Below are 23,087 nucleotides of genomic sequence, written 5' to 3'. Positions count from 1 at the left end.
GAACGGACTTGATTAATTCCGTGTCTGGAGACTCTAATGAATATCTAGGGAAATTAAGCTAGGAAATATGAAATTCTGGAATATTTTGGTATATGCAGGCGCAATGGGATTAACAGCTGTGTTGGGGGTAGGGATGGCAAACACAAATCCTCAGCAACCTGAATATGAAGAGTATGCTGTGCAGCGATTGACATCATATCTAAAAAAAGATGTGTGTAATCAAACATCGAAGCTGATAGAACGGTTAATCAATACCAACTGTGACAAACTCATAGACTCTGCTAACCCCCAAATTCGCCAAATCCTCTCAGCGACTACTGAAAGACAAGATTTAATTTTTTTTAGTGTCTACCGGACAGAATTAAAAGTGAGTAACTGGATACCGTCTTACAGATTTGAAACCGTAGGCGTATTTAATAACTTTTATACTTACACCGCAGAACAACAATAGGGCATGGAGAATTGGGAATCATTAAGGATAAGTGCTAGAAAAACCTCTGGTGATGAAACTCTGTGCCAATACTAGCTGTTTATATGCCCAAAACCCGGATCATGCTCAGGTTTGTCTCAAATGCAGTGAAAAATTATTGCTCAATCAGCGTTATCACTTACTGCGTCTGATTGGTCATGGTGGCTTTGGGATAACATTCTTAGCAGTAGATGAGCATCTACCCTCTAAACCCAGGTGTGTGATCAAACAATTTAGCTTTCCCGTCCAATATGGTAGAAGCTACCATCAAGCCGTGAGATTGTTTCGTCAGGAAGCAGTACGTTTAAATGAGTTGCAACATCCCCAAATACCAAAACTGCTGGGATTTTTTGAACAGGAACATCGACTGTATTTAGTGGAAGAATGGATTTCAGGTCAGACACTCCAGGAGGAATTGCAACAAAATGGAGTCTTTAACGCCCAAAACATTGAGCAACTGCTGAAACAGTTACTACCAGTGTTGCAATTTATCCATGACAAGCAAATCATTCACCGAGACATCAAGCCAGCCAATATCATCCGCAGTTCCTCCACAGGCGATTTAGTTTTAATTGACTTTGGCGTTGCTAAACAAATCACCGCTACCGCTTTACTACACACAGGTACTACTATCGGTAGTCCAGAATATATGGCTCCTGAACAAACACGGGGAAAAGCACTACCAGCGAGTGACTTGTACAGTTTAGGTGTTACCTGTATTCATTTGTTAACTGAGATTTCCCCGTTTGATTTGTTCGATGTGACTAGCGATCGCTGGGTTTGGCGTGATTATCTATTACCAGGGAATACTATCAGCCCACAACTTGGCGATATCCTCGACAAACTCCTGCAAAATCCTATTTCTCAACGCTACAAATCGGCGACGGAAGTTTTACAAGCCCTCAATTCCTGTCCCCCAACGCTTCAACAACAACCAGTTAATACCCTATATTCTCAGGCAGGAGTTGACTACCATCAACTGCGCGATTTCCTCGCCGCTAAAAAATGGCAATTAGCAGATCAAGAAACCTGGGCGGTGATGTGTCAGGCTGTCTCTAAACCTGTTGGTAGTTATCTATTTATGAGTGATATTGCTCAGTTACCTTGTGAGGATTTACGGATAATTGATCAGTTGTGGCTGAAGTACAGTCAAGGGCGTTTCGGTTTTACTGTGCAGAAGCAAATCTACGAAAGTGTTGACTGTGATTATGTCAGGTTTTGTGCTGCTGTTGGTTGGAAATTATATAATTCTCATACTCCTCCCAATTGGCAGTTTTCTTTTTATCGCTCATCTCCTCAAGGACATTTGCCTTCGCGGGTGTGGGCTGGTGGTACTCAGTGGTGGCGACATATCAATGCTGTGATTGCAAGGTTGGGGAGTTGTTAAGAGGTGGAATTTTAAACGCAGAGGTACGCAAAGGTAAGCGCAAAGGTACGCGGAGAGTTTCTCAATCATCTGTAAGATAGTAGAGCGTCAACGAGAATTTCTTGTTTTTGAATTTTGAATTTTGAATTTTGAATTGATATGTCATCAGCCTACTTACTTGTATCTCATGGAAGTCGTGATCCTCGTCCAGAAATTGCTATGCAGCAATTAGCTGTTATGGTGGCTAAGAAGTTACAAGTACCAGAGAAACTGGTAGGTACTGCATGTTTAGAAGTGAGTTCGATTCCTTTACATGAGCAAATTCAACGGTTCGCTGAAGGTGCTGTGTTGTTGGGATGCGATCGCCTGAAAATTATGCCGATCTTTCTGCTAGCAGGTGTCCATGTGATGGCTGATATTCCTTCTGAGGTAGCACTGGCAAGTCAGGCTGTTGGTGAGGGTATGACAATTGAGTTACAACCATTTTTGGGAAGTCACCCCGGTTTACAGATATTTTTCCAAGAGCAAATAGCTAGCATTCAGGCAGAAGCAGGTATTTTGTTGTCTCATGGTAGCCGTCGCCCTGGTTCGCAACATTCAGTAGCATCTATGGCGGCGAATTTGGGATTGGTAACTGCTTATTGGTCTGTTTCTCCTACTCTAGAATCACGAGTACAGGAGTTAATTAGTTTTGGCAACCAGAAAATTGCAATTTTTCCATACTTTCTATTCTCTGGTGGCATAACTGATGCGATCGCCCATGCCGTTGACGAGTTAAAATTACAATTTCCTGGGGTGAGTTTTTCTTTGGCTCCACCTCTAGGTGCCAGTGAGGAGTTAGCTAATTTAATTGGGGATTTAATTCACAGATGAACCGCACAGACAATGCAGCAGCAAAATGTTTAGGTAAAGTTTATTTGGTCGGTGCGGGGCCAGGTGATCCAGGTTTAATGACTCTTAAAGGTAAGAGTGTTTTGGAATGTGCTGATGTGGTTATCTATGATGCTTTGGTAAGTCCGGCAATTTTAGCGATGATTAATCCTCAAGCTGAACAAATCAATGCTGGTAAGCGTCGCGGTAGACATTCGCTTTTACAAGACGAAACTACCCAATTACTCATAGAAAAAGCCCAAGATCATGCCATTGTAGTTAGACTTAAGGGTGGCGATCCCTTTATTTTTGGTCGCGGTGGCGAAGAAATGGCTGATTTGGTCGCCGCAGGTGTCCCTGTGGAAGTTGTGCCAGGTATTACTTCGGGGATTGCTGCCCCAGCCTATGCAGGTATCCCTTTAACTCATAGGCTTTATAGTTCGTCTGTGACTTTTGTCACTGGACATGAGGCGGCAGGTAAGTATAAGCCGAAGGTGGATTGGCAAGCGATCGCCCACGGTTCAGAAACGATTGTGATTTACATGGGGATTCACAATCTGTCTTACATTGTGGAAGAGTTAACGCAAGCTGGGTTGAGTTTAGAAACACCCATTGCTTTAGTGCGTTGGGGTACTCGTCCCGAACAGGAAGAGTTAATTGGTGAGTTGGGAACTATTGTGGAATTAGTGGAGAAAACTGGATTTGAAGCCCCAGCGATCGCAGTTATTGGTTCAGTCGTAAATATGCACAGTCTTTTATCTGGCTGTCGTCCTGTTTGACCATTATCACAAAACTTGGCAAAAGTCAACCTCTGATTTTGAGCAATCAGGTGCTGAAAAGTTTATCGGAGGACAAAATGGGATTTTATTCACAAAAAATCCTTCCTTATCTTTTAGATTGGTCGTTATCTAACCCCAATCTAGCAAAATACCGTCAAGAAATTTTAGCACAAGTCAAAGGAGAAGTTTTAGAAATTGGTTTTGGTACAGGTGTTAACCTTTCCTACTACCCTAAAGAACTTCAAAAACTCATCACAGTTGATATTAATCCGGGAGTAGCTAAATTAGCTGAAAAACGGATTCAAGCTTCATCTATTACCGTAGACTATCGAGTTTTAAATGGTGAAAGTCTCCCAATGAAAGATAATACATTTGATAGTGTGGTGAGTACCTTCACATTATGTAGTATTGCCCAGGTAGCAGCCGCCTTGAAAGAAATTTATCGGGTACTAAAACCAGGAGGCAAATTCTTTTTTATTGAACATGGATTAAGCAAAGACTCTCAAATTCAAGCTTGGCAAAATCGCTTAACACCCATACAAAAAGTCATAGGTGATGGCTGTCATTTAAATCGCAATATTAGACAATTAGTTGAGCAACAGTTTGATCATGTCATCATAGAAGAAATGTACGCTGACAGCTTGCCGAAGATTGTAGGTTATTTATATAAAGGTGTGGCGACAAAAGCAACCTAGTCACCTACCATGATTATGCAATGCTTTACTCTTGGCTAACTCAGTCTACAATTTCATCTTGACTTTGAACTGTGGGAGTGTCAAAGATTGAATAACACTGAGTAAATCATCCAGATTTAAGGGTGTAGTAAAGTAAGCGTCCGCGCCTTGCTTTCTAGCCCATATCCGGTGCATTTCTTGACGTTTTTCACTGCAAACCACAATTGAGATATTGTGATTAAGCAGGTGATTTTTTAGGAAGCGACACACCTCAAAACCACTTCTTCCTGGCATAACCACATCAGTAATAATTGTATCTGGTTTCACCTCTAAAGCTATCTCTAGAGCCTCTTGTGCAGTGTTAGCCTTAATAATTTCATATCCCTGATTTTCTAGATAACTGCTGATTAAGTCTAATTCGCTCAGACCATTTTTAATAATCAGAATTGTCCCCACCCAAGTAATACTCAATTCTGAATCTCCAGGGTAAATTGTTAATGTTTAATTCAGGGCTGACTCACCTAGCGTATCAGTAGGATACGTCAGATAGCAAACAACCATTTATTGATAGCATGTAATCAGTCTGACGCACCCTAAAAGACATATTTCATTTGACAATTGCGTAAGTTCCATAATTGTTAATTCTGAAATGTGATTACACAATATGTTGAAAAATTAATTTAAGTAAATCTCCTTGAGTAAAAGGTTTAATTAAATGACCTGATGCTCTGACTATCTTAGCCCTAGCTCTATCAATTAGCCCAGCTTTTGCTGTTACCATAATTATGGGTGTATTTTTAAAATATGTATGTTTACGCAACAGAGAACATAATTCATAGCCGTCTAAATCAGGCAGATCAACATCTAATAAAATGATGTCTGGTTTGGTTCGCAAAATTTCCATTAAAGCTTTGCAGGAATCTGTGACTCCAATTACAGAAAATATTTGCTCATCTAAAAAACTTCTGATAGTATTTAATACTGTTGGGTTGTCATCAATACAAAAGATTTTATAAACTTTTCGATCAGCAGATGTGGCTGACATTTGCTGATAGCTATAATTCCCAGTGCTAGATCGAGGTGGGTAGCGTTTAGTATCTATCTTTGGTAATCTTGGTTCGGTTCTTGGTTTACTCTGGGTATAATAGATTGGTCTACTATTAACTATTGACTGGGTGTGTTCTTTGTATGGTGATGTTTCTGGAACACCTGTTTCTGTTTTAAAACCATAGTCAACATTTCCACGTTGTTGACACTGTTCCACCAATAATCGCAAATTCAAATAACAAAACTTAGGCAAATCATCTAAAAAGCTTTCGGGAATAAACTCATAGCTGCCTTCTTCTAAAACTAGAAATGTCTGTAAAACTTCTAAAGCTAACTGTTCTATCAAGATGGCTGCTTGTGAAGCACTAAGATATTTTTGATTAACTAACCAACAAATAGCTAGATAATCTGGGTTGGGAATAGATTGATTTTCCATTCCCGTCTCAAATATTGCCCGTAGTTGGTCGTTAATTTCTCTGGGTATGGTATTAATTTCTTGACTAAAACTCTGCAAATGTCGATAAAGCGGCTCAAACATTCTTTCTGAATAGCAAGCATAAATTAGCCTACCTTCCTCTACATACATTGACCAAGCACCCGATGTACTAAACACTTGCAAACATCCAGTTACAGTCTTGCCAGTGATTTTCTTTAACAGTGTTACTGGTTGTATTTTCTGGAAAAATCTGTATCGACTAATAGGCAGTGTTTTCATGGGTGAAACTCAGTGTTCAATTTTATATATCAACGGCTGACAAAAATGTGGTATATTTTTATGGCTAAATTGCACAATCAAATTTGATTCAGTACATTAATTTTTGCTGGTGACTTGACCCTAAGTAATCAAAATAAATAGCTGAGAATTTACAGTTAAATACATATCATCATCACGCTAAACAGGAGACAATGCCACTGATAACCAGGAGAAATTTTTCCATAAATCAGCTTAATTTTTTGTATATTTCATTAATCTATCTAATCTCACAGTACAGCAATTAGTTGAATTAGATATATTGGCTCAAACCCATCAGTAGCAAATTTTACAAACATTTTATGATTACTCAACTCAAATTTACCTGAATATCAGGTTTTCATCGCTTGAGATGTACAATATATGTATGAATTATTACTCTTAACAATTAAGTATTTTAAATTTAATTTAGGCGAGAGTGTTGATTAGATATTTGTGATGATCAATATTCAGGCTGAAAAATTTTTGGTGATAAATTCCAGGATTTAAAGCAGTTTAAATCTGATAAAACTGATGATTTCGGCAAAATTTAAAATTTATAGTCGTTATTTACTCACGCTCAATGGTTAACGAATTCTGTTTACAAGTTGAAGAAAATAGTACACGCCTAGACCGTTACTTGGCTCAAGAGTTACCAGACTTATCCCGTTCTCGGATTCAGCAGTTAATTGAACAGGGTCAAGTTCAACTGAATGGCCAAGTCTGTACCTCTAAAAAAATCAATCTCAAAGCCGGAGATCGCATCACCCTAGCAATTCCCGCAGTTCAACCCCTGGAACTCAAGGCAGAAAATATACCTTTAGACATACTCTATGAGGATGAGCAATTACTCATTCTCAATAAGCCCGCAGGTTTAGTAGTTCATCCCGCACCGGGTCATGCTGATGGCACACTGGTAAATGCTTTGTTGGCACATTGTCCGCATCTCCCAGGTATTGGCGGTGTGCAGCGTCCAGGGATTGTGCATCGTCTGGATAAAGATACAACTGGCGCGATCGCGATCGCTAAAACAGACATCGCCTACCAACATCTACAAGCCCAACTCCAAGCCAAAACCGCCCGTCGGGAATATCTCGGCGTGGTTTACGGTGCGCCCAAAACTGACAGTGGAACGATAGATTTACCTATCGGTCGTCATCCCCAAGACCGCAAAAAAATGGCTATCGTCCCTGTAGAACAAGGTGGAAGAACAGCTGTTACCCATTGGCGTATCCAAGAACGATTAGGAAATTACACACTCATCCATTTTCAACTGGAAACCGGACGTACCCATCAAATTCGTGTGCATAGCGCGAAAATCGGTCATCCGATTGTTGGCGACCCCGTTTATAGTTCTGGGCGTTCAGTCGGTGTGAATTTGACTGGTCAAGCATTACACGCTTGGCGATTGCGGTTACAGCATCCTGTTTCCCAAGAGTTGATTGAAGTCACAGCTTCCCCACCTCAAAGCTTCACTACTTTGCTAGAGGTGTTGCGCCGTAGAGTCGCAATTTCTTAGCAAAACTTAAACTTTCGCGCCTTTTTTCCCCAGTTTTCCCGCAACAATCTGCCAATTTGGCAATGTGAAGAAAAATCAAGTACATATTTGTTTATAAAAAAGGCGATCGCTCAAGTTGCATCATAATTCTGTAAAAGACTGCCTGTTATAGCTTTCCGTAAATATAAAAAAAATATTAAAACTATAATTTATCTTTATGAAACGCAAAATCATGAAGTAACGTTACGAAAAACAACCAAATTTCTCAGGTAAATCCCTTGTATGTAAAGGATTTGAGGTGGTTCTTATTGGTGTAACTTATTTATTCATAATTTGTAACAAAATAAGCATCTATAGCATTGTATAAACATAAGCTGGAGGGGTTAGTTAACAGACGAAAGTTAAACAAGGCAATCAATTCATAAAGTTTGCCAGCTTCTCATAAAGTCAACCCACTTTCTCATTTTTCTCGTTCACTCAGGAGCCAAGAAAATTGAGATGACCAAGAGAAGAAGTTTGATCCCTAGTCTGTGGTTAACCGTTACCGATAAAACATAGCCAGTTTAATTTAGACATCTCTCAAACAAAAAATTAGGAGATTAAAGTCCATGACATTAGACGTATTTACCAAGGTGGTTTCTCAAGCTGACTCCAGAGGCGAGTTCCTGAGCAACGAGCAACTAGATGCTTTGGCAAACGTTGTGAAAGAAGGCAACAAGCGTTTAGATGTTGTTAACCGCATCACCAGCAACGCTTCTTCCATCGTTACCAACGCTGCTCGTGCATTGTTTGAAGAGCAACCCCAATTAATCGCTCCTGGTGGTAACGCTTATACAAACCGTCGCATGGCTGCTTGTCTGCGCGACATGGAAATCATCTTGCGTTACGTCACCTACGCTATTTTAGCTGGCGATGCTAGCGTTTTAGATGACCGTTGCTTGAACGGCTTGCGCGAAACCTACATAGCATTAGGTACTCCTGGTTCTTCCGTAGCTGTTGGCGTTCAAAAAATGAAAGATGCTGCTGTTGCGATCGCTAACGATCCCAACGGTATCACCAAAGGTGATTGCAGTGCATTAATGTCTGAAGTAGCTAGCTACTTTGATCGTGCAGCTGCTGCTGTTGCTTAATAGCAATAAAACAGCCCAGCATCCAAACCTACATGGTTAGGTAACAAGGCCAAAAATTACGAAAATACCAAGGAGAATAGTACATCATGGTTAAAACCCCTATCACCGAAGCTATTGCAGCTGCTGATACCCAAGGCCGTTTCTTAGGCAACACCGAATTACAATCTGCTCGTGGTCGTTATGAGCGTGCTGCCGCTAGCTTAGAAGCTGCTCGTGGTTTAACCTCTAATGCTCAACGCTTAATCGACGGTGCAACCCAAGCTGTTTACCAAAAATTCCCTTACACCACCCAAACCCCTGGCCCTCAGTTCGCTGCTGACAGCCGTGGTAAATCCAAGTGCGCTCGTGACGTTGGTCACTACCTGCGGATCATCACCTACAGCTTGGTAGCTGGTGGTACTGGCCCCTTGGATGAATACCTAATTGCTGGTTTGGCTGAAATCAACAGCACCTTCGACTTGTCTCCTAGCTGGTATGTTGAAGCTTTGAAATACATCAAAGCTAATCATGGCTTGGGCGGTCAAGCTGCTAACGAAGCTAACACCTACATTGACTACGCTATCAACGCTCTCAGCTAGATAGCCTCATGCCCGGAAAGGGGTACAAGTGCTGGATGTAGTAGTCACCTAGCAGTTGAATCTCGTTCCGGGCATCGTTTTATGTAGGCAAAAATAAAAGCTTTATTCAGCCAGCAACAAAAGGGGAAATTCAAATGGCGATTACAGCAGCAGCATCAAGGCTGGGAACCGAGCCTTTTAGCGACGCACCAAAAATAGAACTGCGCCCCAAAGCTAGCAGAGAAGAAGTAGAATTAGTGATTCGTGCTGTATATCGGCACGTTTTGGGCAATGACTACATACTGGCATCAGAACGCCTGGTAAGTGCAGAATCTCTGTTGAGAGATGGGAATCTGACAGTGCGGGAATTTGTACGTAGCGTTGCCAAATCAGAACTCTACAAACAGAAATTTTTCTACAACAACTTCCAAACTCGGCTAATTGAACTCAACTATAAACATTTGTTGGGTCGCGCTCCCTACGATGAGTCAGAAGTTATTTACCATCTAGACCTGTATCAAAGTAAAGGTTACGACGCTGAAATTGACTCCTATATTGATTCTTGGGAGTATCAGAATAATTTTGGCGATAACATCGTACCTTACTATCGTGGGTTTGAAACTCAGACTGGTCAGAAAATCTCTGGATTCAACCGGATGTTCCGCTTGTATCGTGGTTATGCTAACAGCGATCGCGCCCAAGTAGAAGGTAGTAAGTCTCGGTTAGCGCGAGAGTTGGCAAGTAACGGTGCCTCTACAATTATTGGCCCATCTGGAACTAATGATAATTGGGGTTTCCGGGCTTCAGCAGATGTTGCTCCTAAGAAGAACTTAGGGAATGCAGTAGGCGAAGGGGATCGCGTTTACCGCATTGAAGTCACCGGAATTCGTAACCCTGGCTACCCAAGTGTGCGCCGGAGTAGCACGGTATTTATAGTACCTTACGAGCGGTTATCTGACAAGATACAGCAAATTCACAAGCAAGGTGGCAAAATCGTCAGCGTCACCTCAGCGTAAGGCGCAGTAAAAAACAAAACCAACAGGAGATAGAGAATGTTCGGTCAAACCACTCTTGGGACTGGTAGCGTTTCTTCATCTGCTAGTCGAGTATTTCGTTACGAAGTCGTAGGCTTGCGTCAGAGCGCAGAAACCGACAAAAATAAATACAACATTCGTCGTAGTGGTAGTGTATTCCTTACCGTACCCTACAGCCGGATGAACGAAGAATACCAACGGATTACCCGCTTGGGTGGCAAAATCGTCAAGATTGAGCCATTGACAGCCGCAGAAGCAGAGTAGCACCCTGGCAATGATCGAACCGAGTGCGGAAGAGTTTTCTACCGAGAACGGGCCACAGTTAACGCCAGAAGTAGCAATAGCTAACCTGCAATCATCAGATTTAAGTCTCCGCTATTATGCTGCGTGGTGGTTGGGGAAGTATCGCGTTAAGGAAACAGCTGCTGTAGATGGGCTGATTGCGGCCTTAGAGGATGAAGCCGACAGAACCGAACTAGGTGGATATCCTCTCAGACGTAACGCCGCCAGAGCTTTGGGAAAATTAGGCGATCGCAAAGCTGTACCAGGTTTAATAAAATGCTTGGAATGCTCCGACTTTTATGTTCGGGAAGCCGCCGCCCAATCCCTAGAAATGCTACGAGATGCCACAGCAGCCACAGCACTGATGCGATTACTAGATGGGGGTGTAGCCCAGGCCGTGCAAGTACCAGGCCGCCCACATCTCACCCAACCCTACGAAGCAGTCTTAGAGGCTTTGGGGGCTATTGGTGTGACTGAAGCGATTCCCCTGATTGAGCCATTTCTTGAGCATCCATTCCCACGGGTACAATGTGCCGCAGCTAGAGCCATGTACCAACTTACACAGCAACCAAGATATGGAGAGCTATTGGTGAAAGTGTTAGAAGGTAACGACCTCAACCTGCGCCGTGTGGCGTTAGGTGACTTGGGTGCAATTGGATATTTGGCCGCAGCAGAGGCGATCGCCAACGCCAAAGCCGAAAATAGCTTTAAACTCATAGCCCTCAAAGGCTTGCTAGAGCATCAACTGCCACAACAGTCAGATACCCTCTCAATATCTGATGATGCCATCCGCGTCATGAACCTCATGGATTCATTGTTGTAGTCAACCATCCATAGTCAATAGTCCATAGTCAAAAATCATTGACTGTTGACTGTTGACTATTGACTATTGTACAGACACGATTGCTCGCGTCTCTACTGACTATTGACTAATAACTAATGACTAATGACTAATGAACTAATTCATGCCGTTGCTGTGGCAGATACACCGGCAAAACTGGTGACAGCAGTACAGAACTTGGCAACAGCCAAAGATGTCGCTGCAATTCCTACCTTGATAGCCGTCTTTGGCTATAACAACCCAACAGCAGCAGCGATCGCATCTGCCGCCCTGGTAGAGTTGGGAGAAGTGGCAGTCCCAGAGTTGCTTACCCAAATAGATGATTACAACTATGGCGCACGGGCTTATTCGATCCGCACCTTAGCAGCGATCGCAGATCCCCGTGCTTTAGATGTATTAATCTCCGTAGCAGCTACCGATTTTGCCCCCAGTGTACGCCGTGCTGCCGCCCAAGGCTTAGGACGCTTACATTGGCACAAACTAGATCAACCTGCCAGCCAAACAGCACAGCAACAAGCTTTAGAAACCTTGCTGTTTGTCTCCCAAGATCCAGAATGGTCGATTCGCTATGCTGCCATAGTTGGTTTACAAGGTTTAGCAAAAATACCTGATTTACAACAACCAATCCAAACTAGACTCAAAGAAATACTAGCCACAGACACCGAAAAAGCAGTCTGTGCGCGTGTGTTATTAGCTTTGAGTCAATAGATAAAAGGGAACAAAAAACCGACAAAAAAATTCTTAATTTTGAATTTTGAATTTTGAATTTTGAATTTTGAATTGATTTGTCCCCAGTCCCTTCCAATCCCATAAAAAAAGGTCAAAGTAAAAATGTCAATACCACTTTTGGAATACTCACCAACTACACAAAACCAACGGGTAGAGGGTTATGAAGTTCCTAACGAAGATACCCCAGTAATTTATCGCCTGTCTGCTGCTATCGACGATGCCGATATTGATGGCATTATTTGGGCAGCATATCGGCAAATTTTCAGCGAACATTTAATTATTAAAAGCAACCGCCAAACCTTCCTCGAATCACAATTACGGCACCGGGCAATTAGCGTCCGTGATTTTATCCGGGGCTTAGGTAAGTCAGAAGTTTATCGCACCCAAGTAGCAAATACCAACTCTAACTACCGCTTAGTTGACATTACCTTAAAGCGGTTTTTAGGACGCGCAGCTTATAACAAAGACGAAGAAATTGCTTGGTCAATTGTCATTGCTACCAAAGGATTGCACGGCTTCATTGATGCCCTATTGGATAGCGATGAGTACATCCAAAACTTTGGCGATGATATTGTTCCCTATCAACGCCGTAGGTATCAAGATAGACCATTTAACCTAGTAAATCCCCGATATAACGCTTACTGGCGCGATCGCCAAACCCTGATTTACCTCGGTGGACGTTCCTTCTACAACGCCCGCACCACAGGCACATTAACCAAAGAAGACATTCGTCGCGCCATCCCCGCCAACTTCATGGCACTAGCAGGGAAAATGATCACACCGGAACGGAACTATCAGCGCACCATTGCCTCCGTTACCTCCCAAATCAAAGATATGGAAATTCCCGACACCAGTCGGGAAGTCACCACCCCCGAAGTCACAGTTAAACCCGTAGCTGTCGCCCTGCCCTATCGTTATCTACCCGGCATCAAGACCACTTAGTACAGGTGTAGGGGAGACAAGGAAGACAAGGGAGACAAGGGAGAATTTATTCTTAATACCCAGTCCCCAGTCCCCAATACCCAGTCCCCAGTCCCCAATACCCAGTCCCCAAATCAACAATTGATAACAAAACTAAATTATGGCCATTCCTTTACTTACATACAAACCGAGTTCTCAAAATCAGCGTGTTCCTGGGTACGAAGTTCCTAACGAAGATACCCCCAAAATTTACCGCATAGAAGACTGTGCGGATGATGGCGACATTCAAGACTTAATCTGGGCAGCCTATCGCCAAACTTTCAGCGAACACGTCATCCTGAAATTCTACCGCCAGAGTAATTTAGAATCCCAACTCAAGAACAAAGCCATCAGTGTCCGCGACTTCATCCGAGGTATAGCCAAATCAGAGGCATTCAAGAGTTTAGTCATTAAAAGTAACTCGAACTACCGCCTTGTAGAATTGGCACTGAAACGCCTTTTGGGTCGCGCACCTTATAATAAGGATGAAGAAATTGCTTGGTCAATCAAAATAGCCACCTTGGGCTGGGATGGTTTTGTTGATGCTCTATTAGATTCAGAGGAGTATCAAAGCAACTTTGGCGAGAACATCGTCCCCTACCAACGGCGACGCTATAAAGATAGACCCTTCAATCTAGTCACACCACGCTACAGCGACTATTGGCGCGACAAACTAGAAGAAGAACGTTACAAACCAGGTGCGGTCAAGAATTTCTTGGAATTAGCTCAATCACTAAATATTAAGACTGTTTCCTACACACCAGTCAGCACAGCTAACATCGAAATTCCTGACACAACACGCAGCTCTACACCCGAAGGAATCCCATACTCTGTAAATCCTAGTGCCAATTTCCCTGTGCGGTAAATTTTCCAATTTATCTACAAACGGAGACCTCCATAATGGCATTACCATTACTGGCATACAAACCCACAACTCAAAATCAAAGAGTTCAAAGCTTTGGAACGGCAGATGTCAATGATGATACTCCTTACATTTACCGTTTAGAAAATGCCAATTCTGTAAGCGAAGTTGAAGCAATGATTTGGGCAGCTTATCGCCAAATCTTCAACGAGCAAGAGGTTCTCAAATTTAATCGCCAAATTGGTTTAGAAACCCAACTTAAAAATCGGTCAATCACCGTTAAAGATTTTATTCGGGGTTTGGCTAAATCAGAGCGATTTTATGAGCTAGTTGTAGCACCCAATAACAACTATCGATTAGTAGAAATTTGCTTCAAGCGTTTATTGGGACGCGCTCCCTACAACCAAGAAGAAAAAATTGCTTGGTCGATTGTCATTGGGACTAAAGGTTGGGGTGGATTTATCGACGCTCTCATCGATAGCACAGAGTACGACCAGAACTTTGGTGATTTCACCGTACCCTATCAGCGTAAACGCATGACCACAGACAGACCATTCAGCTTTACAACGCGCTATGGTGCTGATTATCGCGATCGCGCTGGTATCGTCAGAAAGGGATTGTATAGCACCGAATGGTATTCTACTCTTAACTACCGATTTGATAAAGGAGCAGTAAAAGCTGTATTAGTGGTAATAACCATATCCATCGCCTTACTGCTCATACTAAATTGGTTTGGAATTAACTCTGGCTATTAACCTTATGCGGGAAAATAAGTAAAGCATAAGTCAAGTATGAATGAGGATTTTGAGTCATCAAACCTCTTTCACTTGCCAGAGCTAACTGTTTAATTTGTTAATAAGGGGAAGACTCTGCATGGCACTGCCATTACTTTCATACAAACCAACCACTCAAAACCACAGAGTAGCCAGCTTTGGTGTAGCTGACCAAAACGAAGATACACCATACATCTATCGCGTTGAAGATGTCAGCTCATACACTGATATGCAAAATATCATTTGGGCTGCTTACCGCCAAGTGTTCAGCGAGCATGAGATTCTGAAGTTCAACCGCCAAAAAACTCTAGAATCTCAACTGTCTTATGGCGCAATCTCTGTAAAAGACTTCATTCGCGGTCTAGCTAAGTCTGAAGCCTTCTATCGTTTAGTGGTTTCTGTTAACAACAACTACCGTCTAGTTGACATTACCCTCAAACGTCTGTTAGGTCGTTCCTCTTACAACAAAGACGAGCAAATTGCTTGGTCAATTGTCATTGCTACTAAAGGTTTTGGTGGCTTTGTAGATGCACTCATCGACAGCGAAGAGTACGCCCAAAACTTTGGCGACAATACAGTACCTTACCAACGCAAGCGTTTAGAAGGTCGTCCCCACAACTTGGTAACTCCTCGCTACGGCGAAGACTTCCAAGAAAAAGCCGGTACAGTGGAAACCGACTGGCGTTTTACCTTGGAGAAATTCTACACCCGCAAATTCCAGGAGAAAAGACTGGCAGAAGGAGATCCACGCAAATACGCTGATATGGCAGCCGCCATTGATGCTAGTGGCAACTATGCTCAAAAACTGTCTGCATTTGATATCGATTACCTCAATGCAGTACCATACCGTGGCAAACGCTAAGATTTAATATCTGATTGCCGAAAATTTTATACTGGGTCTAGTTTTTGCGTTGATGTGACGAAAAGTTAGCAGTTTTTCTGTTAGCTAGCTGTGACATTGAGTGGAAGCTAGACCCAGTTGTTTATGGCGTTTGATGTTGAGTACGTTGTCCGCCACCAGTTTTAGAATACTCCCGTGACAGCACAGCTTAATCAATACTAATTGTTTTGCAGGTCGTTAGCACTTCTCTTAGCTGTGTCTGTGTACACAGAACCCCATTGTTTGACAGCTTCACCAGATTCTTTAGCAATTCTTTTAGCTCTTTCCCCAGGAGCATCTTCTGTTTGACGAGCTTCCTTGTTCCATTCTCCTGTAGTTTTGGGTCTATCAGCATCATCCTGTTGTACAACTTTGTCCAGTCTTCTGGTAACAGAGTCGCTGCTACGTCCAGATTCAATCTTAGAATCTAAGCTTGTTGCTAGCACTAAAAAACCAACTAAGGTCATAGCCAGAAAACGCTTAAATTCCAACTTTTGAGATATAGATTTAATAGTATTGATTGCTTTGGTAAATAAATTTGCCATTTTTTTACTCCCTTAATTCAATGTGAATAACTGGAAAATTAGCAGAACTTTATTGGTTAGCCAATAATTTTAATTAGCAATAATTCGGTCAAAGCAGATTAGTTTTATCAGCAAGCTACCTGCTAACAGCACAGTTCAATATTAAAAATAATAGGCTAGTTATTCATCTAACAAAAGTTATAAAATATTTATGGAATCAGGCAGTTTTTTAATATTACTTCATCAGTATAAACAATATCTTGTAAAGAATTAATTTATACATATATGATTTTTGTCACATAAACAGCAACATGACTCAGCGCACACATAACTAGGCGCGGCTGTTTTCTGCGTTGATAATTTCTTTTAACGGAGAGGTTGCACTAACTGCGGGTATCCTGATAATTTGTGACAAATTAAATGATTTTTTAAGAATCAGAAACTAATTTTTGACTTTTAAATTTCTTATACATGGTGACAAAAAAAATCACGAGCCACAATAGTAAGCACAGGCTTTATATAGCAAGTCTGATGTTTACTCAGGAGTTCTCTATCTGTGGTATTAAAAATACAAACCAGCACCTACGAAGCGAAAACTCAAGAAATTGCTAAACAACTTTTAGCAGCAACTAAAGAAAATCGCTCATTTTTAGCTTCCTTGCGTGACCAGATGCGTTGGGATGATAAATTACTAGCTTGGGCGATGAGTAACCCCGGTTTACGGGTGCAATTATTTCGGTTTATCGATACTTTGCCAGCACTGCGGAGTAAATCAGAAATTGCTGCCCATCTGCAAGAATATTTAGGTGATGAATCTGTTGAACTTCCAGCCGCTTTGAAGGGTATGCTCAACTTCGCTAACCCTGATTCTATGCCGGGACAAGTGGCTGCAACTACTGTCTCTACAGCAGTTGAGACTTTAGCTTATAAATATATTTCTGGGGAAAATATTCAACAAGTCATCAAAACAGTTGAACGGTTAAGAAAAGAAAAAATGGCTTTCACCATTGACTTACTTGGTGAGGCGGTAATTACAGAAACAGAGGCGCAATCTTATCTAGAAAGATATCAAGAATTAATCTCACAATTAACAGCAGCATCTAAGAATTGGACAAAGATTCCGGCTATTGATGAAGCAGATGGTGAAACGCTACCAAAAGTCCAGGTTTCTGTGAAATTAACGGCGTTTTATTCCCAATTTGACCCATTAGATGCTAAAGGTAGTGAGGAAAAAGTCAGCGATCGCATTCGGATTCTTTTACGTCATGCTCAAGAGTTAGGTGCAGCTATCCATTTTGATATGGAACAGTATGCTTATAAAGACTTGACTCTGAATATTTTGCAAAAAATCTTATTAGAAGATGAGTTCCGTCAACGTACAGATATTGGCATCACTATCCAAGCTTATCTTCGTGATAGTGAACAAGATGCCAAAAATGTGATTGCTTGGTTAAAACAGCGTGGCTATCCTTTAACTGTTCGTTTGGTAAAAGGTGCATATTGGGATCAGGAAACTATCAAAGCAGCGCAAAAACACTGGCCACAACCTGTTTTTAATGATAAAGCGGCGACAGATGCCAATTTTGAGGCGATAACTCAGTTATTGCTGGAAAATCATCAGTATGTTTATTCTGCTATTGGTAGTCATAATGTGCGATCGCAAGCACGGGCAATTGCTATAGCTGAAAGTCTTAATGTCCCCCGTCGGCGGTTTGAAATGCAGGTGCTTTATGGTATGGGGGATAAGTTGGCTAAGGCTTTAGTAGATAGGGGTTATCGGGTAAGGGTTTATTGTCCCTATGGTGAATTATTGCCGGGGATGGCTTACCTGATTCGCAGATTGTTGGAAAATACGGCTAATAGTTCTTTCTTGCGGCAAAATTTGGAGAATAAGCCGATTGAGGAGCTTCTTGCACCACCAAAGATGGATTTGGCTCACGCAGAGGAGGACACTTGCGTGGGCGGCTCTGCCGACTTGAGCAAAGTGTCCGTCGCGCAGAGGCAAGCCAGTGCGTTGGGCGGCTCTGCCGACTTGTTCGCGGAGCGTCTCCGACAGGAGAAGCAACTGGCGTGCAGAGAGAAACAAGAAGGGTTTTTGGGTGTGGCGGATACGGATTATGCTTTGGAGGAGGAAAGGAAGGAGGTGGCGCGGGCTTTTGCGGCTGTGCGTCGGGAATTTGGTAGGAGTTATTTACCTTTGATTAATGGGGAGTATGTTAATACTGCTGAGGTGATTGATTCTGTTAATCCTTCTAATTTTAGTGAGGTGCTTGGGAAGGTTGGGTTAATTAGTGTGGAACAGGCGGAACAGGCGATGCTGGCGGCTAAGGCGGCTTTCCCTGGTTGGAAGAAAACTCCTGTACAGGAACGGGCGGGAATTTTGCGGAAGGCGGCTGATTTGATGGAACAGCGTCGTGCGGAACTTTCGGCTTGGATTGTTTTGGAGGTGGGTAAACCAGTTCGGGAAGCAGACGCGGAGGTGTCGGAGGCGATAGATTTCTGTCGCTACTACGCCGATGAGATGGAACGACTGGAGCAAGGTATAAATTATGATGTTGCCGGTGAAACGAATCGTTATATTTATCAACCACGGGGAATTGCTGTGGTCATTTCGCCTTGGAATTTTCCCTTGGCGATCGCTTGCGGTATGACTGTGGCTGCTTTAGTTTCAGGCAATTGTACCTTGCTCAAACCTGCGGAAACTTCTTCTGTCATTACTGCCAAACTGACAGAGATTTTAGTAGAGGCTGGCATCCCTAAAGGTGTATTTCAATACGTTCCTGGTAGGGGTTCGCAAGTCGGTGCTTATTTGGTAAGTCATCCCGATACCCATCTGATTGCTTTTACTGGTTCTCAAGAAGTCGGTTGTCGCATTTATGCGGAAGCTGCTACCCTCAAACCTCGACAAAAGCATCTCAAGCGGGTAATCGCGGAAATGGGCGGCAAGAATGCCATCATTGTTGATGAAAGTGCTGATTTAGACCAAGCTGTGGTAGGTGTGGTACAGTCAGCCTTTGGTTACAGTGGACAAAAATGTTCTGCTTGTTCGCGGGTAGTAGTGGTAGAAGCAATTTATGATGCCTTTGTGCGTCGGTTGGTGGAAGCTACCAAGTCCCTGAACATTGGTGAAGCCGAGTTACCAAGTACCCAAGTCGGCCCCGTGATTGATGCTAATGCCCGCGATCGCATCCGCGAGTATATTCACAAGGGTAAAGCAGAATCACAAGTAGCGTTAGAATTACCCGCACCTGAACAGGGTTATTTTATCGGGCCAGTAATTTTTAGTGAAGTTCCACCCAATGGGATAATTGCCCAGCAAGAGATTTTTGGCCCTGTCTTAGCAGTCATTAAAGTCAAAGATTTTGACACAGCTTTAGCAGTTGCTAACGATACCAACTACGCCTTGACGGGTGGACTGTATTCCCGCACACCTTCCCACATTCAAAAAGCACAGCAAGAGTTTGAAGTCGGGAATTTGTATATTAACCGTACCATTACAGGAGCGATCGTTGCTCGGCAACCCTTCGGAGGCTTCAAACTTTCCGGTGTAGGTTCCAAAGCCGGAGGCCCTGATTATCTCCTACAATTCCTAGAACCGCGCACAATCACCGAAAACATTCAACGCCAAGGTTTTGCACCCATAGAAGGCGCAGATTGACTTAAATAAAAATAGGTGGGGTAATGCCTACCTATTTTCACCAACACCAAAGTATCTTGACACTCGCCGCATTAAAACCAGGGGATTTACGCATCACGTTTTATCAACGCACCTTAGAAGGTATTTAAAAAGTGATGATAGGAGATATTTGATTACAAACGCCTTCTCCCTATTCCTGTAATAACACCATTTCCAAACTGAAAACATTCATGTATAAAATTTTAAGATAGGCATGACTTCGCAGCTTTGTGCGGTCGAGGTTTTTCTGATTTTAAGATTGAGATATCAAAAAATTTGATATAAATAAATGTTTGATGATTTACCTGTTGATGTAACCAGTAAAAGTAGCCTATCGGGTGACTCTTCACAATTAACAGCAGAAGGGATGCTACTTCAGCTTGCTGATGGAACTACGGTTGCTTGTAACTCCAGTGCTGAACGCATTTTAGGATATACTGCCTCACAAATACAACAATGGAGTAATACCGATTTCCCTTGGCAAATGATTCATGAAGATGGATCTTCTGTTTCTTATCAGACGCACCCAGCAATAGTTGCATTACAAACAGGTAAACCATGCTTAAACGTAGTTATGGGATTTTATCAGCCTAGTGGTAAGTTGGTGTGGTTACGGCTTAATTCCCAGCCTTTGTTTCAAGCTAATCGAAGTTCTCCCTACGCTGTTGTCACTAGCTTTTATGATATTACTCAGCAGAAACTTCAGCAATCTGGGAAGCATTCTCTTGTTGAAGTAACATCTGAAAACTTACTGCAACATCAAGCGTTGTTAAATACAGCCAGGGAAGCATTACGACACAGTGAAGAGTTGTTTCGCCTAGCTATTAATCATATCCCTGATGTGTTTGTCATTTATGATGCTCAACGGCGTTTTCAATTCGTGAATCAAGCTGGACTTACTTTGAGTGGAAAACAGCCACAAGATTTACTAGGACGCACAGATGATCAGGTTTTCCCACCGGAAGTTACCGCCTCTTACTTGCCTATTCTACAGCGTGCAATAGAAACTAAAACTGAGCAAACTGGTGAATGTACCATTACTTTACCCGATACGGAACCTTACACCATTGTTGTTCAGTATGTCCCAATGTTAAATATACAGGGTGAAATTCAGCAGATTTTGGGCATTACTTATGATATTACCGAGCGCAAACAGAAAGAGTTAAAATTACAGCAAAATGCGCTTTACGATTCTTTAACAGGTTTACCAAACCGAGTTTTGCTTACAGAGAACATCAAATATTCGCTACAACAAGCTCAACAAAAAAATGATTATTTATTTGCTGTACTCTTTCTAGATATAGATGGGTTTAAAGAGATTAATGACAGCCTGGGACACTTACAAGGTGATCAACTTCTCGTTGCTATTGCTAGTAGGTTATCTAATTGTATACGCTCAGTAGATATAGCAGCAAGACTGGGAGGAGACGAATTCGTCATCCTGCTTGTGGGAATTAAGAATCTCTCAGATGCCATCCAGATTGCTGAACGAATTCAACAAGAATTGGCTCATCCCTGTAAGCTGGATGGACAAGAAGTATTTATCAGTGCAAGTATTGGTATTGCTTTAAGTTCGACACTAGACTATGACCTACCAGAAGATTTACTTAGGGATGCTGATATGGCAATGTACCGAGCTAAAACACAGGGTAAGGCGCGTTATGAGCTATTTACAACAGATTTGGAAGAAATGAGGTACAAATTTTAGGAACAAAGCCTGATGCTAAGAGACTTTCAAACTTGTTCCCTAATCTTTCCTGTTCCCTGTTCCCTGTTCCCTGCTGTAACTTTTAACCTAGTGTGCCACCAGCCTAATGTTGACACTGGGGACAAAAATGACTGGATCTTCCCGCTAACTTAATCCTCTGAATCACCTCACCACAAACCCGACAGGGTTCTCCAGCACGATTGTAAACCCAGGCAACACCACCATAGTTACCATTGACACCCTGAACATTGAGGAAATTACTAAAAGTTGTGCCACCAGCCGCAATACTGTTTTCTAAAACTTGAATAATCGCAGTTCTTAAAGGCTCTATTTGCTCTAACTGCAAATCTGTACACAGAGTTTCAGGTAAGATTCCACTCTTAAACAAAGCTTCATCAGCATAAATGTTACCTAATCCCGCTACAACTGATTGATCTAATAGTGCAGTTTTAATAGGACGACGGCGATTATGCAGCTTATCGGCTAAATACTCCACAGTGAATTCAGGCGAGAAGGGATCAACAGCTAGTTTACCTAAACCAGTAATCACACTTTCTACAGGTACACTTGGCGGAACCCACCACATTTGTCCGAAAGTACGCTGATCAACAAATCGCAATTCCTGTTGATCCCCAAAGAAGATTCTTACCCTTGTGTGTTTGTGCAATGGTTCATCTGGCTTTAACCATAGTAGTTGTCCAGTCATCCGCAGATGCACACCCAGCCAACCGCCGGAGGGTGCAGGGGTGCTGGGGGGATTTTTTCCCAAGGAGTCTTGAATTTTGAATTCAGAAAGTTCTGCTAGGAGATACTTACCGCGACGTTGCCAATTAACTATGGCTTTGCCTGCGATCGCATTCACAAACTCATCTACAGAAAAAGGGTAGGCGATGGTGCGATTAAGCAACACATCTCCACCCGTAATTTGCCAATTGAGGGTCAATTGATTTAGACCCCGACGGACTGTTTCTACTTCAGGCAGTTCAGGCATTTAAGCTGATTAGCAAGCGATTGTATTTACTTATAAGAATCAGAAATTGAATTGAAAATATAGATACCACCATCTACCAAGCTACAAAAAATCATCCGTAAATACCCGCAGGTTAGTGCTGACTTAGTAGGGTAGTCTGGTGTGAAGCCTGAAAAAATTATCATTTCCAGACTTCCGTATCCATATTTGACCCTTCACTTCATCATCCCATGAAATAAATCCCTGAAGTCTTGGCTAATTATTTTTTGGCTTTAGGCTTGGGTGCTTCTACCTCGATGAGTTCATCAAGAGCGAAGTTGTTGGTGTTAATGCCAGCGTAATTTACCTTATCAAAGCGGACAATTACGGGGTATTTGATGCCACTTTGGTCTACGGAAGCTACAGTTCCAACATCTTGGAACCAGTAGGATTCGGGGCGAAGAATACGTACTTTAGAACCACGTTGAACCATGATTATCTTCCCTTTTATTTATCAATCGCCATTATGAGGGCTAATTGATTTCACTCTACAACTTGAAGGTCGTTACTAGCGTCTTTGTTAAGTTATTTATCTGATTAGTCATCAGTCATTAGTCATTAGTCATTGGTCATTGGTCATTAGTTTTTCTCTCCCTGCCTCCCCTGCCTCCCCTGCCCCCATCCCCCTCATCTCCCCCATCTCCCTCATCTTCCCCTGCCCCCTAATCCCCTGCCCCCAGTCCCCAATC

At 42.4% G+C, this 23,087-nt stretch carries 23 protein-coding genes; 18 read left to right on the top strand and 5 right to left on the bottom strand.

All coding sequences use genetic code 11. The annotated features are described in order from the left end of the window. Positions 1 to 67 precede the first annotated feature (67 nt). The 5 genes from A3775_RS17195 to A3775_RS17175 all read left to right on the top strand — a co-directional run bounded on the left by A3775_RS17195 (position 68) and on the right by A3775_RS17175 (position 4,179). Complete coding sequence (locus tag A3775_RS17195) at positions 68 to 451, top strand: DUF4359 domain-containing protein (protein ID WP_066383343.1); 384 nt, start codon at positions 68 to 70, stop codon at positions 449 to 451. 31 nt (positions 452 to 482) lie between these two features. Beyond that, positions 483 to 1,856 (top strand): serine/threonine-protein kinase, encoded by a 1,374-nt coding sequence (locus tag A3775_RS17190; protein ID WP_339373730.1) that lies wholly within the window; start codon positions 483 to 485, stop codon positions 1,854 to 1,856. Between the two features lie 138 nt (positions 1,857 to 1,994). Next, positions 1,995 to 2,708 (top strand): sirohydrochlorin chelatase, encoded by a 714-nt coding sequence (locus A3775_RS17185; protein ID WP_066383342.1) that lies wholly within the window; start codon positions 1,995 to 1,997, stop codon positions 2,706 to 2,708. After that, positions 2,705 to 3,484, top strand: a complete 780-nt coding sequence (gene cobA, locus A3775_RS17180) for a uroporphyrinogen-III C-methyltransferase (RefSeq protein ID WP_066383341.1) — start codon at positions 2,705 to 2,707, stop codon at positions 3,482 to 3,484. The genes A3775_RS17185 and cobA overlap by 4 nt, the downstream gene beginning before the upstream one ends. A 77-nt stretch (positions 3,485 to 3,561) precedes the next feature. Next, on the top strand, positions 3,562 to 4,179 hold the full coding sequence (locus tag A3775_RS17175) for a class I SAM-dependent methyltransferase (protein WP_066426059.1): 618 nt from the start codon (positions 3,562 to 3,564) through the stop codon (positions 4,177 to 4,179). Between the two features lie 45 nt (positions 4,180 to 4,224). Here the strand turns inward: A3775_RS17175 and A3775_RS17170 are convergent, their stop codons facing one another. Further along, positions 4,225 to 4,629 carry a response regulator transcription factor gene (locus A3775_RS17170; protein WP_066383339.1) on the bottom strand — a complete coding sequence of 135 codons (405 nt, stop codon included), beginning with the start codon at positions 4,627 to 4,629 and terminating at the stop codon, positions 4,225 to 4,227. Positions 4,630 to 4,813: 184 nt separating this feature from the next. Further along, positions 4,814 to 5,920: a response regulator gene (locus A3775_RS17165; protein WP_066425986.1), complete on the bottom strand. Its 1,107-nt coding sequence runs from the start codon at positions 5,918 to 5,920 to the stop codon at positions 4,814 to 4,816. 598 nt (positions 5,921 to 6,518) lie between these two features. Here A3775_RS17165 and A3775_RS17160 point away from each other — a divergent pair. From A3775_RS17160 to A3775_RS17110, 11 genes are all read left to right on the top strand, one after another. Further along, a complete protein-coding gene (locus A3775_RS17160; protein WP_066383335.1) occupies positions 6,519 to 7,454 on the top strand; it encodes an RluA family pseudouridine synthase in 936 nt (311 codons plus the stop codon). Positions 7,455 to 8,041: 587 nt separating this feature from the next. Further along, positions 8,042 to 8,563 carry a phycocyanin subunit beta gene (locus tag A3775_RS17155; RefSeq protein WP_066383333.1) on the top strand — a complete coding sequence of 174 codons (522 nt, stop codon included), beginning with the start codon at positions 8,042 to 8,044 and terminating at the stop codon, positions 8,561 to 8,563. An 86-nt stretch (positions 8,564 to 8,649) separates the two neighbouring features. Further along, on the top strand, positions 8,650 to 9,141 hold the full coding sequence (cpcA, locus tag A3775_RS17150; protein ID WP_066383327.1) for a phycocyanin subunit alpha: 492 nt from the start codon (positions 8,650 to 8,652) through the stop codon (positions 9,139 to 9,141). A 134-nt stretch (positions 9,142 to 9,275) separates the two neighbouring features. After that, entirely contained in the window at positions 9,276 to 10,136 is an 861-nt protein-coding gene (locus tag A3775_RS17145) for a phycobilisome linker polypeptide (RefSeq protein ID WP_066383326.1), read from the top strand. 36 nt (positions 10,137 to 10,172) lie between these two features. Further along, entirely contained in the window at positions 10,173 to 10,418 is a 246-nt protein-coding gene (locus A3775_RS17140) for a phycobilisome linker polypeptide (RefSeq protein ID WP_066383323.1), read from the top strand. Between the two features lie 10 nt (positions 10,419 to 10,428). Beyond that, a complete protein-coding gene (locus A3775_RS17135) occupies positions 10,429 to 11,259 on the top strand; it encodes a HEAT repeat domain-containing protein (protein ID WP_066383321.1) in 831 nt (276 codons plus the stop codon). 123 nt (positions 11,260 to 11,382) lie between these two features. Beyond that, on the top strand, positions 11,383 to 11,985 hold the full coding sequence (locus A3775_RS17130; protein ID WP_066383318.1) for a HEAT repeat domain-containing protein: 603 nt from the start codon (positions 11,383 to 11,385) through the stop codon (positions 11,983 to 11,985). Between the two features lie 123 nt (positions 11,986 to 12,108). Then, on the top strand, positions 12,109 to 12,948 hold the full coding sequence (locus A3775_RS17125) for a phycobilisome rod-core linker polypeptide (protein ID WP_066383317.1): 840 nt from the start codon (positions 12,109 to 12,111) through the stop codon (positions 12,946 to 12,948). Positions 12,949 to 13,087: 139 nt separating this feature from the next. Continuing rightward, positions 13,088 to 13,831: a phycobilisome rod-core linker polypeptide gene (locus A3775_RS17120; protein ID WP_066383316.1), complete on the top strand. Its 744-nt coding sequence runs from the start codon at positions 13,088 to 13,090 to the stop codon at positions 13,829 to 13,831. Positions 13,832 to 13,866: 35 nt separating this feature from the next. Next, positions 13,867 to 14,583, top strand: a complete 717-nt coding sequence (locus A3775_RS17115; RefSeq protein WP_066383315.1) for a phycobilisome rod-core linker polypeptide — start codon at positions 13,867 to 13,869, stop codon at positions 14,581 to 14,583. Between the two features lie 118 nt (positions 14,584 to 14,701). Further along, positions 14,702 to 15,463: a phycobilisome rod-core linker polypeptide gene (locus A3775_RS17110; RefSeq protein ID WP_066383313.1), complete on the top strand. Its 762-nt coding sequence runs from the start codon at positions 14,702 to 14,704 to the stop codon at positions 15,461 to 15,463. 197 nt (positions 15,464 to 15,660) lie between these two features. On the opposite strand, the gene A3775_RS17105 is transcribed toward A3775_RS17110, so the two are convergent. After that, complete coding sequence (locus A3775_RS17105) at positions 15,661 to 16,026, bottom strand: hypothetical protein (RefSeq protein WP_066383311.1); 366 nt, start codon at positions 16,024 to 16,026, stop codon at positions 15,661 to 15,663. A 535-nt stretch (positions 16,027 to 16,561) separates the two neighbouring features. Here A3775_RS17105 and pruA point away from each other — a divergent pair. Beyond that, positions 16,562 to 19,663, top strand: coding sequence for an L-glutamate gamma-semialdehyde dehydrogenase (gene pruA, locus A3775_RS17100; RefSeq protein WP_066425985.1), 3,102 nt, complete (start codon positions 16,562 to 16,564; stop codon positions 19,661 to 19,663). A 307-nt stretch (positions 19,664 to 19,970) separates the two neighbouring features. Then, complete coding sequence (locus tag A3775_RS17095) at positions 19,971 to 21,389, top strand: diguanylate cyclase domain-containing protein (protein ID WP_066425981.1); 1,419 nt, start codon at positions 19,971 to 19,973, stop codon at positions 21,387 to 21,389. Positions 21,390 to 21,492: 103 nt separating this feature from the next. Here the strand turns inward: A3775_RS17095 and A3775_RS17090 are convergent, their stop codons facing one another. Together A3775_RS17090 and A3775_RS17085 are read right to left on the bottom strand one after the other, a co-directional pair. Beyond that, positions 21,493 to 22,380: a DNA-formamidopyrimidine glycosylase gene (locus tag A3775_RS17090; protein ID WP_066425979.1), complete on the bottom strand. Its 888-nt coding sequence runs from the start codon at positions 22,378 to 22,380 to the stop codon at positions 21,493 to 21,495. Positions 22,381 to 22,618: 238 nt separating this feature from the next. Beyond that, positions 22,619 to 22,831: a photosystem I reaction center subunit IV gene (locus A3775_RS17085; RefSeq protein ID WP_066383294.1), complete on the bottom strand. Its 213-nt coding sequence runs from the start codon at positions 22,829 to 22,831 to the stop codon at positions 22,619 to 22,621. Positions 22,832 to 23,087: the final 256 nt, after the last annotated feature.

Source organism: Anabaena sp. 4-3 (assembly GCF_001597745.1).
Taxonomy (GTDB): Bacteria; Cyanobacteriota; Cyanobacteriia; order Cyanobacteriales; family Nostocaceae; genus Trichormus.
Note: the sequence above shows the minus strand (reverse complement) of the source record. Positions and strands in the feature narration are given on the sequence as shown.